A 15,872-nucleotide genomic window follows, 5' to 3' on the forward strand; every position below is an offset into this window, starting at 1 on the left:
CGGCGCGCCGGAACCGAAGTTCCGCCGATGCCGCGCGCCCCTGGCCCGGGCGAGTCTGACGGCATGGACTTCAGGAGATTTCTCGAGCCGCGGCCGCTCACCGCGGTCTTCGCCGTGTTCGCCGGCGTCGCCGGGGCGCTGGTCGGCCTGCACCCGGACGCCCCGCACCCGTTCTTCCAAAGCGCCGGCACGGTCGGCTACGCGCTGGCGGCGGTCGTGTCGCTCGCCTGCTGGGCCGCGTTCGCGAGGCCGGCGTTCGCGAGCCGGGCGCGCAAGACGCTCATCGTGTTCCACCTCGTGTTCATCCCGAGCCAGTTCCTGTTCCTGCTCGCGCACGACGTGGCGTGGCCGGGCATGGCGCTCTCGACACTGCTGACCGTGGCGCTCCGCCCGCGCTTCCCGCGGCTGGGACGGTTCGGGCGGCGCGTGTGGGTCACGCTTCACGTCGGCATCAGCGTCGGATGGCTCGGCCTCTCGCTGGCGATGCTCACGCTCGCGATCATCGGAGCGACCACCGGCGACCACGCGATCCGGCACGGCGCGTATGAGATCATGCACGCCTTCAACATCGCGATCGTGATCCCGAGCGTGTTCCTCGCGATCATCACCGGCGCGGTCGTGTCGCTCGGCACCCCCTGGGGTCTGGTGAAGCACTGGTGGGTGCTGCTCAAGCTCGTGATCGCGCTGAGCCTGCCGGTGCTGGCGACGTTCGAGAGCACCTGGATCGAGCGGCTCGCGGCCGGAACCGCCGACCCGGCGTTCGAACCGGGCGGCACCGGCGTGCTCCTCGCGATCTTCATGGGGCTGTTCCTGGCGCTGCTGTGGACGGCGACCGTGCTCTCGGTGTTCAAGCCCGGCGGCCGCACCCCGTGGGAGCGTCGGAAGTCCAAGGGCCCCAAGGGCATCCCTGTGACGGTGACGGCGGTGCGGGCCGAGGCCGACCGTGTGGCGGCCTTGGAACTCGCCGGTGCCGGGCCGCTTCCGGCGTGGGAGCCGGGCGCGCACATCGACCTCGTGCTGCCGTCGGGGCGGGTCCGCCAGTACTCGCTGTGCGGCGACCCGTCCGCGCCCGCCTACCGGATCGCGGTGCTGCACGAGCCCGACGGCCGGGGCGGGTCGGCCGAGGTCCACTCGCTGAAGGAGGGCGCGGCGGTCGCGATCCGGGGCCCGCGCAACCACTTCCGCCTGGTGGACGCGCCGTCGTACCTGTTCGTGGCGGGCGGCATCGGGATCGCGCCGTTCGTGCCGATGGTCGCGGCGCTCGAGCGGCGCGGCGCCGACTGGCGGCTGGTGTACCGCGGGCAGTCCCCGGCGGCGATGGCGTTCGCGCGGTCCTTGACCGCCGCGTACCCGGATCGGGTGGTGCTGTCGCCCGCCGACGCGAGCCCGCGCCCCGATCTCGAGGCGCTGCTGCGCGCCGCCCCGCCGCGCACGGCGGTCTACTGCTGCGGGCCCGCGTCGATGCTCGCGGCCGTGGAGGCGCTGATGCCGACCGCGTGCCCGCACGGGCGGCTCCACGTCGAGCGCTTCGCCGCCCGCGAGCGCGAGACCGGGCCCGACACGCCGTTCGAGGCCGAGCTGCGGGCCTCGCGCACGGTGGTGCGCGTCCCCGCGGACCGGACCCTCCTCGCCGCACTCCAGGACGTCGACCCGACGCTGGACTTCTCGTGCGAGGACGGCGTGTGCGGCAGCTGCGAGACCCGGGTCCTCGACGGCGTGCCCGACCACCGCGACGACATCCTCAGCGGGGAGGACCGCGCGCGGCGGGACGTGATCTACCCGTGCGTCTCCCGCGCTCGCGGTTCGCGAATCGTCCTCGACCTCTGAGGACGGTCCGGTGGCGGCGCCGGCGAACACCGTGGACCTTCGGAAGTCCGTCACCGGCGGGGCATCGCCGTGATCGCGGTGCGACGCCGCGATCACGGCGGACCGCGACGGGCGCCGATCACGTTCGACGTCCGGTTCGCGTTCGCCGGGCGGGCCCGGGCCGGGCCGTGTTGGCCGTCCGCGACTGCGTGCGCGTCCGGCGGGTCCAGGACTCGGGTCCGCGGGTCAGCGGCCTTCGCCCAGGGCCCGGGCCGCTTCATCGAGAATGGACTGCGCGTCGGCGACCGGGCCGAGATGCCGGAGCTTGTCGGGGTTCGACACGGTGCGGATCGTGAGCACCCGCCCGTCGAGGACGTCGAGGGTCCAGGTGTTGATGACGCGGCCGTCCCGATCGCGGAAGATCGCGCCGGGCTGGCCGTTCAGGCTGCGGGACTCGACGGTGCCGCGCGCCGCGGCGAACAGCGAAGCGAGGTCGGCGAGCACTCTGGCGACCTCCGCGGTCCCGGTGAACGACGGGCTCCATTGCGGCGCTTTGCCGCCCGAGTCGGCGACCATCCGCACGTCGGTCGCCAGCAGCGCCGCCAGGCCCTGGACGTCGCCGTCCCGGAACGCCTCGATGAACCGGTCGGCCAGCTCCCCGCGCGCGGCGTCGTCGGCCTCGAACCGGGCTCTTCCCTCGGCCATGTGCCGCCGGGCCCGGACCGCGAGCTGCCGGCACGCCGCCTCGGAGCGCCCGACGGCGGCGGCGACGTCGCGGAACTCGAACCCGAACACCTCGCGGAGGACGAAGACCGCGCGTTCGAGCGGGCTGAGGCGCTCCAGCAGCAGGAGCGCCGCCGTCGACAGGGAGTCGGCGAGTTCCGCGGACCGCTCGGGATCCTCGTACGGGTCGTCCATGAGCGGTTCGGGAAGCCACGGCCCCACGTACGCCTCCCGCCGGACCCGGGCCGAACGCAGCACGTCGATTGCGATCCGGGTGACCACGGCCGACAGGAACGCCTTGGTGGAGCCCGGCTCGGTCCGGGATTGCTCGAACCGCAGCCAGGTCTCCTGGACCGCGTCCTCGGCCTCGCCGACACTGCCCAGGATCCGGTAGGCGATCGAGAACAGCAGCGGCCGCAGTTCTTCGAACGTCTCGTCGCGCGCCATGGCTTCCTCCCGCATCCCGGTTCCGGCCTCCTCTCTGTGACGAAACGGCGGGGCCGTGCGTGACATGCCGCGTCCGCGAACGGTGCCATCCGATCCGCCCTGTCACACCGATCTGCACTGACACACCGGGCCGGCCCTGTCACACCGGGCGGCCCTGTCTCGTCTTCGGGGGACAGGACACCGCCACGGAAGGACGGACGATCACCATGCACATCGCAGTATTCGGGGCGAACGGCCCCACCGGCCGCCTGCTCACCGGCCAGGCGCTCGCGGCGGGGCACCACGTCACCGCGGTGACCAGGCACCCGGATGCGTTTCCGCTGCATCACGACTGCCTGCAAGTGGTCGGCGCCGACGTGCTCGATCCGGCCGCCGTCGACGCCGTCGTGGCCGACAAGGACGCGGTGCTGTCGACGCTCGGAGTGCCCGCCGGAAAGGAGCCGATCTTCACCTATTCGCGCGGTACCGCGAACATCGCGGCCGCGATGAGCCGGCACGGGGTGCGAAGGATCGTGGCGGTCAGCTCCAGCGGGGTCGAGCCGCACCCGTACTCCGACGGAGGGTTCCTGTTCAACCGGCTGCTGCTGCCCTACGTGACGCGGGTGGTGGGCAAGACGATGTACGACGACATGCGGCGCATGGAGTCGCTGCTGCGCGCCGGCGATCTGGACTGGACCGTCGTGCGCCCCAGCGGGCTCTTCGAGCTGCCCGCGGTCACCGAGTACACCCTCGTCGAGGGGTTCGCCGACGGCCGGTTCACCGCTCGCGCGGACCTCGCCGCCGGCATGCTGGAGCTGCTCGACTCGGGCGGCCACGTCCGCAATACCGTCAGCCTCATCACGACGGCCGACAATCCGACACTGCTCCAGTGGATGCGCGACTCGCAGCGCTGAGGCGGGCCTGCCGAAGCGACGCGAAGGCGTTCAAGTCGACGGGCGCAGGCTCCGGCTTCCACCGGGCCGCGCTCAGGCCGGAATCCGCACCGGTGGCGCCGGCCGCCCCTGAGCCGCCGCAAGGCGGCCGGTCCGGCAGTGTGCGTGGCCGCGGCGGCCCGGTCGCTATTCCCTGTCGGCCCGCCGCCGCGACGCCGGCCAGACCACCGCCTGAGCGACGATGACGCGGTCACCGTTGAAGGTGACGGCGGGTCCTTCGTGCAGCTCGTACCCGAGGTCGAGCGCCTCGCTCACGCGTCGGCAGAACGCCTCGTCGTCGGGGCCGGTCAGGACCCGGTAGGCGGGCAATCCGTTCGGTGGTGCGCTCATGTCAGCCGTCCTCGTTCCCCGAGCCGCCGGAGCCGGCCGCGTCGCCCGGCGTGTACTTGAGGTAGGCGGCGGTCTCGGTGAACCCCAAGCGGTTGTCGAAGCCCGCTGCCCGGCGGGTCGGCACGGTCACCTCGACATCGCCGGCCTGCCGGGCCCGGGCGGTCGCCGTGCGGACCAGGAGCGAGCCGATCCCGTCGCCCCTGTGTCCCTCGTCGACGGCGAGTTCGAGGATCTCCAGGACGGTCCCGCCTGCGAACAGGGTCGGCACCCGGGCGGCCAGCAGGTAGCCGACGACCGCGCCGGTCCGCTCCGCGACCAGGAACTCGGCCGTGCCGTCCGCGGCGGCCTCCAGGACGCCCGGGAACGTGCGGTTCTCGAACACCGCGCGTTCGGGCCGGTAGCTGGTGGCGAAGTCGCGCAGCAGGCGGTAGACGTCGGCAGCGTCCGCCGGTGCCGCGGCCCGAACCGTCACCGCGGCCCCGCGCGCGGTGAAGAAGTCGGCGAGCGCCTCGGCGACGCTTCGGGGCGCGTTCTCCATGGGGATGTGCCCCGCGTCCGGGATGCGGATGAGCGTGGTGTTCGGCACCTCGGCGGCGAATCGCTCGGCGTAGGCCACGCCCTGGTAGACGTCGTCCTCGCCCCAGACCAGGAGCTTGGGCGTCGTCGACCGCAGCAGCGCGGGAAGCAGCTCCATGGTGTAGCGGTGATCGGCCGCGCCCGCCAGGTTCATCCACGAGCGGCGCACGCCCGCGTCGGTCCACGGCTCCACGTACTCGCTGATCAGCGCGTCGGTGGCGGCACCGGCCAGCGCCTTCGTCACCGCCTGCCGGCGGGCGGCGAGCAGCTCGTCGGCGGTGACCCGGGCGACGGCTTCGGGGTCCCTGAAGTGGGCGACGCTCGAGACGGGCCAGGAGTCGTAGGTGACCGAGTCGACCAGGGCCAGCCGCTCCACATCGAGTCGCTTGTGGACGAGGAGGTGCTGGGCGACGGCGCCGCCGATGTCATGGCCCGCGATGAAAACCGGTCCGGAGATGCCGAGCGCGGCGGCGAATCGCGCCACCCAGTCCGCGAGGGCCGGGACCGCGGCGGTCTCCAGGTCCAGTTCGCCCCGCGAACGCCCGAGTCCCGGCAGGTCGACGGCGACGGGCCGCAGCCCCGCCTCGGCCAGGTCGCCGAGCACCGGGAGCCAGACCCGGCTCCAGTAGGTGCCGTGCAGCAGCAGCACCACCGGGCCGTCCTGGTCGACGGTCAGGTAGCTGGCCTCGTGGCCGTCGACTTCGACGGCGTTTCGCAGCACCTTCGGCTGATCGCTCTCATGCATGCGGACCACTATCGCCGGGACCGGCACTCGCGCACAGGATCTGGAAAGCCATCTACAGGTCCTTTCCTGCCACGCCTTGGCATCGCGCCGGTCCGCCCGCACTCGTCTTCGGCGCCGCTCGAATCGCGATCCCGCCGTCCGCTCGGCGGCAGAGCGGCCGCTTCCCTGACACCGCAAACGCGTCAAGGGAAGCGGCCGAACGCCGGATCCCGTCAAGCGGTGGAGCTGCACTTCGGGGTGATGCCGAACGTGTACCCCTTGGCGGCGAGCTGCGGCAGCGCGATCTCCAGCGCCTCCACGGTCTGCGAGCGGTCGCCGCCGCCGTCGTGCATGAGCACCACGTCGCCGGGGGTGGCGCCGAGCAGGACGTCGACGATCGCGTCGACGCCCGGCTTGGACCAGTCGCGGGTGTCCTCGTTCCAGAGTTGCCTTTGGAGCCCGGCGGCGGTGATCGCCTGGTTGACGGTGGTGTTGTGGGCCCCGTACGGCGGGCGGAAGCAGTTGACCTCGGCGCCGAAGCTCTCCAGGAGGGTTTGGGAGCGGCTGATCTGCGCGTCCATCTGCGCGCGAGTCAGGGTGGTCATGTCGGGGTGGTCCCAGGTGTGGTTGCCGAGCGTGTGGCCGGCCTCCAGGACCGCTCGGACGCGTGCGGGGTCGCGCTGGGCGTTCTGCCCGATCATGAAGAACGTCGCCTTGGCGTCGTTCGCCGCGAGCACGTCGAGGATCTCGTCGGTGTAGGAGCCCCCGGGGCCGTCGTCGAAGGTCAGGAAGATCTGGCCGTTCCAGGGGTCGTCCGCAGCGGCGGCTTCCGGAGCGGCCGCCGGGGCGTCCTGAGCGTTCGCCGGGGCGGCGAGGAAGAGAGAGGAGGCGATCGCGGCGGCTGCGACCACCATGAGGCGAAGAAGGTTCATCCGCACATCGTGGCGTGTCTCCCTTTGTGGCGCAATGAGGGAGTTCTCACCTAAGTCGCTTGTGTACCGGGGCAACCGATGGCGGGATCGATGCGTAACAGGCGCCGGGAGTTCGCCGCCCCGCTCGCCTCCCCAGTGCCGGCGCGAACGCATCGATTCCGGGTGCCGTCTTCGGTGCGGATCGCCTCCGGCCTCGTCCGTCGCGAACAGCGCTCGCATCTTCCGTCGAAGGCGGCCTGACGCAGCTCAAGTAAGGTGTGCGGTGCGGGCGTTCGCCCCGGCCGGGTCTCCGAGGAGGATGGATTGAGGGCGTTCGGCTCCGATGTTCGCAAACCCACCCTCGTCGCGGTGGTCGACCTGATCCGCGAGCGGGGCACCGTCAGCCGCGTCGAGCTGGCCGAGGCGACCGGGCTCACGCAGACCTCGATGACGAACGCGATCCGCAAGCTGAGCGAGTTCGGTTTCGTGCGAGAAGCGGGAAAAGAGCGGATCAGCCGCGGCACGCCGCGGCGGCTGCTCCGACTCCAGCCCGACGCGTGCTACATGGTCGGCGTGCAGTTCGACCGTTTCGCGTCGGTGGGCGTGCTGGTGGACCTGGGCGGGCGCATCGTGATCCGGCGCGAGCTGCCGGTGGTCGGCGCGCGCGACCCGGACGAGGCGCTGCCCGAGCTCACCGAGGCCGTGTCGGACATGATCGACGCGTCGGGGGTCCCGCGGACCAAGGTCCGCGGTATCGGCCTGGCGACCTACGGGCCGCAGGACCGCGACGCGGGCGTGCTGCTGACACCGCAGCCCACCCCGGCCTGGCGGGGGTACCCGCTCGCGGCGACGCTCTCGGACGCGACGGGTCTGCCCGTGGTGATCGAGAACGACGCGACCGCCGCGGGGATCGGGGTGCAGGCGCTGGGCGGGGCGTCGTCGAGCTTCGCGGTCGTCTTCATGGCCGGCGGCATCGGCGGCGGCGTCATCGTCGACGGCAATCCCTACCGCGGTGCGACCTCCAACGGCGTCGAGCTGGGCCACATCACCGTGGACCCGAACGGGCCGGCCTGCGCCTGCGGCAACTACGGCTGCCTCGACAACCTCTCGGGCCCGCGGGCGATCTCGGCGCGGGCGCTCGCGCACCCGTCGCTGGGTTCGCGGCTCGCCCTCGGTGAGGACGAACTCGCGAACTTCCTCGCGGTCGGTCGCGCGGGCGTCGCCGGCGACGCCGACGCCGCCGCCCTGCTGGAGACCTCGATCCGGCATATGGCCACCGCCGCGGTGACGCTGGTGAACATGTTCGACGTCGGCGAGGTGGTCCTCGCGGGGGGCGCCTTCACCGGCTTCGGCGGCCGCTACCGGGACGCCATCCAGGACCGGCTCGACCGGTCGGTGTTCGTGCGCCACGTGCACGACGTGAAGGTGCGTCTCGCCGAGCGCCCGGAAGACGCGGCGGCCTTCGGCGCGGCCATGGTGCTGCTTCGCAGCCTCCTGGAGGCGCCGGGCTCGGCGGGTTGAGGATGCCGGCGGGCAGCCGCCCCGAAGGCGGCCGCCCTGTCGTTCTCCTTGGCGCGCACTGAATGTCAGGGCCGGTTGGCGAGGGCCTCCTTGATCCCCTCGCCGTAGCCGGTGGGGGTGCCGTCCCAGTCGGCGATCAGTCCGGGCATGTCGCAGTCGGGGTACCAGCTCCAGGCGGTCCAGCCGATGCCGCGGGCGTCGGCCCACGCGATCATGCCGTCGCTCCAGTCGTGGTCGCAGCCGCCGTCGCCGAACTCGCTGAAGACCGTGGGCAGCTCGGCGGCGATCGGCGCGATGTCGCGGTCCCAGCAGGCCTGCGTGTTGCAGCCGGTGCCTTCGTAGACGTGAACGCCGGCGACGATCTTGCCCTCGGGGTCGGTCGGCATGAAGTCGAGGTAGCCGCCGCAGCCGTTGCCCCAGCCGTTGCAGGTGACGATGACCGGTTGGGCGGCGCCGGTGGAGCGGACGGCGTCGAGGAGGTCCTGCATGCCCGCGGCCTCCCAGCCCTCGGAGGTGGTGCAGCCGTCCCTCCAGCACGCGTCGGAGATGTCGTGCGGCTCGTTGAACAGGTCGTACAGCACCGCCGGGTTGTCCTTGAAGCGCTCGGCGACCGAGGTCCAGAAATCGGGGGAGTGGTCGGCGTTGGCCATGAGCTGCTGGCCCCTCACCAGCTCGTCGCCGTACCCGCTCCAGTGCAGGTCGAGGATCACGTAGATGCCCGCGTCGGTCAGGCGGTCCACCCAGTCCTCGATGAAGGCGCGGTAGTTCTCGCCGGTCCACTCGGGATCGACGCCGTTGATGCCGAGCCAGCACAGTTCGTTCATGGGGACCCGGACGGCGTTGGGCCGCCAGGAGGCGATGGCTTCGATCGCGGCGTCGTCCGAGGGGCCGTCGATGAAGCCCCACCCGTCGACGCACGGCCATTCGGTGCCGGTGCGGTTGAAGCCGTTGAGGACCACGGTCTCGCCTTCGGCGTCGACCAGCCGGTTCCCCTCGACGTGGAGGGCGCTCGGCTTGCCTTCGGGCGGCTTGGGCGTCTCGGTCTCGCTGGGGGTGTCCGTCGGTTCCCCGCCCTGGTCGCCGCAGACGACGCCGTTGAGGGTGAACCGCTCGGGGGCTTCGGTGCTGCCCGAGCCGATGAATCCGAACACCTGCCGGGTCTCCCCGGCGGGGATGGAGCCGTTCCATCCGACGTCGGTGCCGGAGAAATCGGCGCCGGACTGGCTCCACTCGACGTTCCAGGCCTGGGAGACGGTGGTGTCGCCCGGGAACTCCCATCCCAGTTCCCAGCCGTCGATCGCCTCGGCGGCGGTGATGCTCACCGCGGCCTGGAATCCCGAGCCCCAGGAACCGACCACCTTGTAGTCGACGTCGCAGCCCTCGCTCGCGGAGGCCTGCTGGGCGACGGCGACCCCGAGTCCCGTCGTCATGATGGCCGCAGCGGCGACTGCGGTGAATGCCAAGCCTCTTCGCTTGGCCCGGTTGAATCGCATGGCGTCTTCCCTTGTTCGATGCGGGACGCTCCACAAGAGCGTAATAACGATGCTCATCTATGTCTTATATTTTGTCAAGCAGCTTGAGGAAAGCTCGGGGCCAAGGCGATGCGCGGCCCGGGTCCCGCTCTCGAGCGGGCCCGGGCCGCGTTCAGGGGGTCGACGTCCGGTGGGATGTCCCTCTGCGATGCCTTCAGGACGCCTCAGGGATCCAGTTGCCGTGCAGGCCCAGCGGCACCCGCACCGGCAGGTGGATTCGGGCGAGCGGCGCACCGGTGAAATCCTGCGCGGCGAGGATCACCAGGTCCGCGGCGCCTCGCTCGGGGTCGTGGACGAAGAGCAGGTTGTATCCGTCGTCCTCCGCCTTCGATTGCGCCGCAGGCACGAAGACGGTCTCGCCCGCGGCGGCGTCGCGTCCGAACTCGTGCGCCTCGGTGGTGCCAGCGACCAGGTCGTGCTTGAGGACCGCGTTGGAGAAGCCCGCATCGGGCCGGTCGGGCTCGGCCACGCTCGGCGGCGCGTACAGCTCGGTCGAGGCAGAGTAGCCGTACCGGTAGGGGCGGCCCGCGTAGCGGCCGTTGAGGCGCGGGAAGTCCTGCGGCCGGTCGTGCAGCAGCTCGGTGCGGACCTTCCCGGCAGCGAGGTCGACGGTCCATCGCTCCAGCACCGGGCGGCCCGCGCCGATGTCGACGATCTCGAACCGTCCCGGATGGACGATCACGTCGGCGACGACGGCCCCGTTCTCCTCGTACGCGTTGAGGGTGTGGCCGACCATGCCCGGCGGCAGGTCCATCCAGCGCACCTCCCCGCCCTCGCGGGGCATGACGCCCAGCCGGGTGGGCAGGTCGTCGTTCCATCCGAAGGGCACGCCGGTGGCGAGCAGCTCCGGGTCGAACACCAGCGGCGAGGTGTAGATGAGGACGTGATCGTCGGTGAGCCCGAAGTCGTGCAGGTACGGGAACGTCGGAGCGGGGATGTTCGTCGTGCGCCGCACGGTCCCGCCGGGCTCGAAGACGATGTGCTGGATGAAGTCGGCGCCGTAGCGGAAGGACAGCGAGTGCATCTCGCCGGTGCGGTGGTCGAACTTGGTGTGCGCGTTCGCGTTGAAGCCCTCGGGGGTCGCGCCGAGGTCGCAGGGGCCGACGGTGTCGAGGTCGCCGGTGAGCTCATAGGGCGCCAGGCCGCCTTCGATGAGGGCGTAGAACCGGCCGCCGTGCCCGGCGACCTGCACGTTGGGCGCGAAGTCGAACCGTTCGTCGACAGGGTGGCCGCGGCGCGGTTCGCCGAGGCGGTCGGCCACGGAGGCCGAGCGGACCCAGCGGTTGCGGTACCACTCGGCGCGGCCCTCGCGCAGGCGCACGCCGTGGACCATCCCCTCGCCGAGGGTCCAGATGTGCGCGGCGGGGTCTTCGATGCCGAGGGGGTTGGGGCCGATGCGGAGGTAGCGGCCGTTGAGATCGTGCGGGACGGCGCCGGTGACCGGGAGGTCGAACGCGGTGGTCTCCTCGGTGACGGGGGCGAAGTTGCCGCGGGTGTAGCGGGTGAGGTTCATCGGGGTCCCTTCTCAGGCGGCGTCGCACGCCGATTTATACAAACGTACCATACATATGTATAAACTCGTGGGTCCGGTTAGGATCACCGCATGGGACACCGAGAAGACCTCCTCGAAGGCGCGAAGCGCTGCCTGGTCGAGCGCGGCTACAGCCGGACCACCGCCCGCGACATCGTCCAGGCGTCCGGCACCAACCTCGGGTCGATCGGGTACCACTACGGCACGAAGGACAAGCTCCTGCTCACGGCCATGGTCGAGATGTCCGGCGAGCTCGCCGAGGAGATGATGACCGTCGGCGCCGGCGCCGACGGGGCCGAGAACCGGCTCCGCGCCTTCTGGGAGGGCATGATCGACTCCTTCCGGCGCAACCCCGCGCTCTGGAAGGCGAACATCGAGATCCTCGCCCAGACCCTGCACGACGACGAGCTGCGCGCGCAACTCGCGGACACCGAGGAGCGGGCCCGGATCGGGCTCGGCCGGACGTTCGCCCCCGACGCGCCGAGCGCCTCCCGTGCAGCGGGGGCGGTGCAGTTCGCGCTCATCATGGGCGTCATGGCACAGCACCTCATCGACCCCGACCGCGCCCCTGACGCCGAAGCGATCGTCGACGGCCTCAAAGCGCTCGCGACGGCACAGTAGCGCCGCGACTTCGACGTTCGCCGCACGACCGACTCGCACGCCGCCCGAGCCGACGCGCCACGGAGGCAGGTCGTCGCCGACCCCGGCCCCCGGCCACGGCACGATATCGCGCTTCGTCCCGCGGCTCGACGCCCGGGATTCGTTTGAGAACCGTCGCCGTCGGTAACCCATGGCGGCATGTCCTCCACAATGTCCTCCGCCCCCGACAACGTCCGCCGCACCGCCTCACGCGCGGCGAACAGCAGACCGCTGGAACTCCTCGCGCGCGGCGGCTTCATCGCATACGGCGTCATCCACCTGCTGTTCGCGTGGCTCGCGCTGCAGGTCGCCTTCGGCGACCCGTCCGGCGAGACCGACCAGTCCGGCGCCCTGAAGACCCTCGCGCAGCAGCCGGCCGGCGAGTTCCTGGTCACCGGAATCGTCATCGGCATGGTCGCGCTGGCCATCTGGCAGGCGTTCGAGGCCGCGCTCGGGAGCGGCGGCCCGCAGGACCGGACCGCGATCGCCGAACGCGTCGTCTCCGGGTGCCGCGCGGTCCTCTACGTCTACTTCGCCTACCTCGGCTACAAAGTGGTCAGCGGCGCGAATCCGTCGCAGTCGCAGAGCCAGCAGTCCTCGGCGTCATCCATGATGGACTCCGGCGGCGGCCGGTTCATGGTCGGCCTGGCCGGCGTCGTCGTCGCCGGTGTCGGCCTCGGGCTCGTGGTGTACGGGCTGAAGAAGCTGTTCGAGAAGCACCTGAACACCGGGCGGATGGGACCGGCGGTGCGCCCCACGGTCCAGCGGCTCGGCATGGCGGGATACACGAGCAAGGGCATCGCGTACGCCATCGCCGGAGCGCTGATCGTCTCAGCGGCGGTCAACTACGACCCGGAGAAGGCCGGCGGTCTCGACGCCGCGCTCAAGACGCTGGCCGGGACGGCTTGGGGCCCATGGCTCCTCGGCCTGATCGCCCTCGGCATCGCATGCTTCGGCGTCTACTGCTTCTTCCAAGCCAAATACCGGAAGGTCTGACCCGCAGATCGTGCGGAGATGCGCTCAGGAACGACGCGCCGGTGTTCGCCATCGCGCCGGCGCTCACCGTGCCGCTCGATTTCCGTTGGGGCGGTCCGGAATCGGTCCGCGGGCCGGATCGGCCGGATGAACCCTGTCGTCCGTCCCGGCGGGCCCGTGCGGCCGCCGTCAGACCATCGCAGACACGACGGCGGCGACGGCAGCGGCCACCGCGGCAAGGAACGTGATGCCCAGCATGCCCATCCCGTATCGAATGAGCAGGTGTTTCGCGGAGACGAAGTTGACCTCGTTCACCAGGTCACGGAGTTCGAACTCGAGGTTGAAGCGCGGGTCGCGAATCCGCCGGACGGCGGCGTAGAGCATCGAGCTCCGCTCGATGAGCTCCCTGTTCTGCCGGTGCGGTTTCAGCGCGAAGCCGAACATGACGCCGGAGAGCACCGCCGCGATGACCGCGATCGCCGCCAGCACCAAGGCGACCCCGTCCATGCGGGGGACCACGGCCGCCGCCGCGGCCAGGACCAGACCGACCACGGTCAGGCACTGGCCGGCCTTGGTGTCGGACTGGCGATGCAGGTCCCGGTAGACCGTGGTCATGGCGACGACCTCGGCGGTGACCGCGGCGACCTCCTCGTCGGCCGGCTCCAGAGCCGCATCCAACGCGGTGTCGAGAGCGGCGGCATCGAGGTCGTGGTCCTGGTTCATGGCACGGGCTCCAAGGGCGTGAGACGGGGACGGCGCCGAACTCAGCTTAGACGCCCGGGTTCACGCACTCGCGCGGACGAGCGGGGGCACGGTTCCCGTGTGCCCCGAATCCGGCCGCTCCTACAGGCGCGGATCCGCGTCCGCGGCGCCGTCAGCGGCACCGAAGTGTCGGAAACCCGATGCTCCGCACCACCTGATCGTCGGTGAGCCGCCGAAATCGCGCCTACGCTCAGCGCATCCGAGATCACCGGCCGGAGAGGACCCGACGCGCATGCGCTTCACACCGTACGTCCGAATCGGAACCGTACTGCTCACGGCAGCGGCCGCGGCACTGTTCGCCCTTGCGGCACCGGCCCACGCGACAGCGGACCAGTGCGAGACGTACCTCAGGAACTGGGGTTACGCCGTCGGCCCCCGCCTGCAATACGCCTGCGCACTCGGCGCCGGGTGGGAAGGCCATTCGGCCTGCTACCGCGAGATGGTCGCCATCGGTATCCCGGAGCGCCGCGCCGACACCGCCTGCTACTTCGCAGAGCAGCCGAAATAGCCCATGCCGCTGCCGCGTTACGGCGCAGCGAGGGCGCAAGGATGCCGGCGCAGCCGAAGCGCGCACGCCGCGGCGGCCGCTACATGCCGCCGCGGCCCCGGACTCGGTGGCCGCCATGCACGCGGGTCCGGTCATGTCGGCGGCGAGAGGCGGCCACGGGCGGGACACAGGCGGAACAGCGGCAGGAAAGCCGAAGGGCGGCATCGCCGTCGCGTAGAGGCGCTAGGTTGGCCGTGATCACTCCAGCCCCGAGGAAGTGCCCACGTGAGCAACCACCCCTACCGCCCCCCGCTCTCCGAAGCGGGCCACCCGGTTCCGCCGCCCGGCAGAGCGAGCCCCGAGCACCGGTTCGAAGACCGGATCAGGCTCGGCCGCGACATCGTCGCCGGTGCGGTCCTCGTCCTCGCCGGCACCGCCGCCACCGGCGCGGCCGCCTGGTACTCCATGTTCGTCGCCGACTCGTTCTGGACGCCGATCCCCGTCCTCCTGCTCGGCGTCGCGATCCTGCTCTTCCTCGTCCAGATCTGGTTCTTCGTCCTCCGGGAAGGCCGGACGGTGATGGTCGCGGCGGCCATCGGGATCCACCTGGTGCTCTTCGCGATGCCGCTCCTGATCTTCCTCGGCGTCAACGAGCAGGTGCTCATCGAACGCGGCGTCACCGAGACGTGCACCGTCACCTCGCAGGAGAAGGTGTACATCCGCAGCGGCGACGACCGCGAGCCCCGATACGAGCACACCCTGGACTGCCCCACCGCCGGAGAACTCTCCCAGCGGACGACGCCCTCCCGTCGATTCGACATCGGCGAGCCGGTGGTCGTCACCTACGATCCCGAAGGCCGAGCCGCCCACCGGACCGGCGAACCCGGCGGCGCATCGCTCGCGGTGTTCACCGAGATCGCGGCGGCGGCGTTCGCGGTCGGAACCGTCGCGAGAGTGATCTACCTGAGCGCCCGGTACAAGCGCGGTCTCAAGCGCCGAGCCGCATCCGACCCTCGAACGGCGTGACCGCGACCTGCGGTGGAACCCTGCTGGGCCGCTGTATGCCTGACGCTTGAGCAGCGATTTCCTGTGGTCTCCCGTTGGTACGATCCCGGCATGGCAGGACGACCACCCCGAACCGAACGGCCGGGCACCGCTCGCGCGTGGCTGGCGATCCACTACAGCGTCCCGGCCCGGATCATCGCGGTACTGGGCGCGCTCGCCAGCGCCTGGGGCCTGGTGATCGCCGTCGGCGACCCGGACGGCGAGAACCCGGCGAGCTGGCTCATGTTCATCGGCCCGGCCGTGGCCGGCGCCTTCCCGACGCTCGAGCTCGCGTGGGCGCGCGACCGCGACATGTCGATGGGCTCGGTGCAGGCGCGCTGGTTCGTCTTCCCGATCTTCGGCGCACTCGGCGCCGTGATCGCGATGTTCACCACCGAGATCGCGCTGCACCTCTCGGGCGCCATCGCGGCCGCGCAGGCGGCGGACGAGTGGCACTACTGGTTCGCCGCCGACGGCCCCCCGATGCCGTCGATCCTGTTCGGCCTCCTCGGCTACGTCGCGGGACTGCTGCTCGCCTTGGCGCTCTTCGTGGTCGTGCTGTGGCCGCTGCAGGTGCTGACGCGCCCGCACCAGGCGATCGCGGAGAGCCGGATGGACACCTCGGAGTCCAACTTCCGCCGCAACCGGGCGGCCCTGCTGCTGATGCCGTTCATCGTCATCGACGCCGTGGTGATCGCCATCGCCCTCACGTCCGGCATCGGCTGGCTCGCGGTGCTGTCGATCGCCGTCGAAGTCGCATTGGTGATCACCGCGATGGCGCTCCAGCGCGTCGACAGGAAGCAGCGCACGGAGGACGGCGTCCCGCCAGGCGTCGAGCTCGGGAACCCGCGTCGGCGCGAGTACTGAACCGTCGTCCGGGCCGGGCTCCGCCGGCCGACCGCGCAGAGCCATGCGCGGTCACCGTTCCCGCT

At 71.4% G+C, this 15,872-nt stretch carries 15 protein-coding genes and 1 pseudogene; 8 read left to right on the forward strand and 8 right to left on the reverse strand.

What is annotated here, in order from left to right; all coding sequences use genetic code 11:
* The first annotated feature begins 63 nt into the window (after positions 1-63).
* Positions 64-1,827 (forward strand): PDR/VanB family oxidoreductase, encoded by a 1,764-nt coding sequence (locus tag GFD30_RS03895; RefSeq protein WP_153023912.1) that lies wholly within the window; start codon positions 64-66, stop codon positions 1,825-1,827.
* A gap of 225 nt (positions 1,828-2,052) precedes the next feature.
* Here GFD30_RS03895 and GFD30_RS03900 read toward each other — a convergent pair whose 3' ends face one another.
* Positions 2,053-2,976 (reverse strand): RNA polymerase sigma-70 factor, encoded by a 924-nt coding sequence (locus tag GFD30_RS03900; RefSeq protein ID WP_153024045.1) that lies wholly within the window; start codon positions 2,974-2,976, stop codon positions 2,053-2,055.
* Between the two features lie 206 nt (positions 2,977-3,182).
* On the opposite strand from GFD30_RS03900, the gene GFD30_RS03905 reads away from it, so the two are divergent.
* Entirely contained in the window at positions 3,183-3,869 is a 687-nt protein-coding gene (locus tag GFD30_RS03905; protein ID WP_153023913.1) for an NAD(P)-dependent oxidoreductase, read from the forward strand.
* 165 nt (positions 3,870-4,034) lie between these two features.
* Here the strand turns inward: GFD30_RS03905 and GFD30_RS03910 are convergent, their stop codons facing one another.
* From GFD30_RS03910 to GFD30_RS03920, 4 genes and pseudogenes are all read right to left on the reverse strand, one after another.
* Positions 4,035-4,238, reverse strand: coding sequence for a DUF1737 domain-containing protein (locus GFD30_RS03910; protein ID WP_153023914.1), 204 nt, complete (start codon positions 4,236-4,238; stop codon positions 4,035-4,037).
* A 1-nt stretch (position 4,239) separates the two neighbouring features.
* A complete protein-coding gene (locus GFD30_RS28185; protein ID WP_407648963.1) occupies positions 4,240-4,710 on the reverse strand; it encodes a GNAT family N-acetyltransferase in 471 nt (156 codons plus the stop codon).
* 15 nt (positions 4,711-4,725) lie between these two features.
* Positions 4,726-5,559 (reverse strand): annotated as a pseudogene (locus GFD30_RS28190) (alpha/beta fold hydrolase); the annotation flags it as partial.
* 212 nt (positions 5,560-5,771) lie between these two features.
* Entirely contained in the window at positions 5,772-6,470 is a 699-nt protein-coding gene (locus tag GFD30_RS03920) for a polysaccharide deacetylase family protein (protein WP_194201838.1), read from the reverse strand.
* Positions 6,471-6,773: 303 nt separating this feature from the next.
* Here GFD30_RS03920 and GFD30_RS03925 point away from each other — a divergent pair, with 303 nt between their 5' ends.
* Positions 6,774-7,970, forward strand: coding sequence for an ROK family transcriptional regulator (locus GFD30_RS03925; RefSeq protein WP_153023917.1), 1,197 nt, complete (start codon positions 6,774-6,776; stop codon positions 7,968-7,970).
* Positions 7,971-8,035: 65 nt separating this feature from the next.
* On the opposite strand, the gene GFD30_RS03930 is transcribed toward GFD30_RS03925, so the two are convergent.
* Both GFD30_RS03930 and GFD30_RS03935 read right to left on the reverse strand, forming a co-directional pair.
* Positions 8,036-9,433, reverse strand: coding sequence for a cellulase family glycosylhydrolase (locus tag GFD30_RS03930; RefSeq protein ID WP_194201839.1), 1,398 nt, complete (start codon positions 9,431-9,433; stop codon positions 8,036-8,038).
* Positions 9,434-9,656: 223 nt separating this feature from the next.
* Positions 9,657-11,015: a carotenoid oxygenase family protein gene (locus GFD30_RS03935; protein WP_153023919.1), complete on the reverse strand. Its 1,359-nt coding sequence runs from the start codon at positions 11,013-11,015 to the stop codon at positions 9,657-9,659.
* A gap of 90 nt (positions 11,016-11,105) precedes the next feature.
* On the opposite strand from GFD30_RS03935, the gene GFD30_RS03940 reads away from it, so the two are divergent.
* The gene (locus tag GFD30_RS03940; RefSeq protein WP_153023920.1) at positions 11,106-11,654 is read left to right on the forward strand and encodes a TetR/AcrR family transcriptional regulator; all 549 of its coding nucleotides are present in this window, start codon (positions 11,106-11,108) and stop codon (positions 11,652-11,654) included.
* A 177-nt stretch (positions 11,655-11,831) separates the two neighbouring features.
* Positions 11,832-12,668: a DUF1206 domain-containing protein gene (locus tag GFD30_RS03945; RefSeq protein WP_227995811.1), complete on the forward strand. Its 837-nt coding sequence runs from the start codon at positions 11,832-11,834 to the stop codon at positions 12,666-12,668.
* Positions 12,669-12,836: 168 nt separating this feature from the next.
* On the opposite strand, the gene GFD30_RS03950 is transcribed toward GFD30_RS03945, so the two are convergent.
* Entirely contained in the window at positions 12,837-13,370 is a 534-nt protein-coding gene (locus tag GFD30_RS03950; protein ID WP_153023921.1) for a hypothetical protein, read from the reverse strand.
* 271 nt (positions 13,371-13,641) lie between these two features.
* On the opposite strand from GFD30_RS03950, the gene GFD30_RS03955 reads away from it, so the two are divergent.
* The 3 genes from GFD30_RS03955 to GFD30_RS03965 all read left to right on the forward strand — a co-directional run bounded on the left by GFD30_RS03955 (position 13,642) and on the right by GFD30_RS03965 (position 15,807).
* Entirely contained in the window at positions 13,642-13,917 is a 276-nt protein-coding gene (locus GFD30_RS03955; RefSeq protein WP_153023922.1) for a hypothetical protein, read from the forward strand.
* 264 nt (positions 13,918-14,181) lie between these two features.
* A complete protein-coding gene (locus tag GFD30_RS03960; protein ID WP_153023923.1) occupies positions 14,182-14,922 on the forward strand; it encodes a hypothetical protein in 741 nt (246 codons plus the stop codon).
* 90 nt (positions 14,923-15,012) lie between these two features.
* Positions 15,013-15,807: a hypothetical protein gene (locus GFD30_RS03965; RefSeq protein ID WP_153023924.1), complete on the forward strand. Its 795-nt coding sequence runs from the start codon at positions 15,013-15,015 to the stop codon at positions 15,805-15,807.
* Positions 15,808-15,872: the final 65 nt, after the last annotated feature.

The sequence above is a fragment of the Glycomyces albidus genome, from assembly GCF_009451885.1.
In the GTDB taxonomy this organism is placed as follows: Bacteria; Actinomycetota; Actinomycetes; order Mycobacteriales; family Micromonosporaceae; genus Glycomyces; species Glycomyces albidus.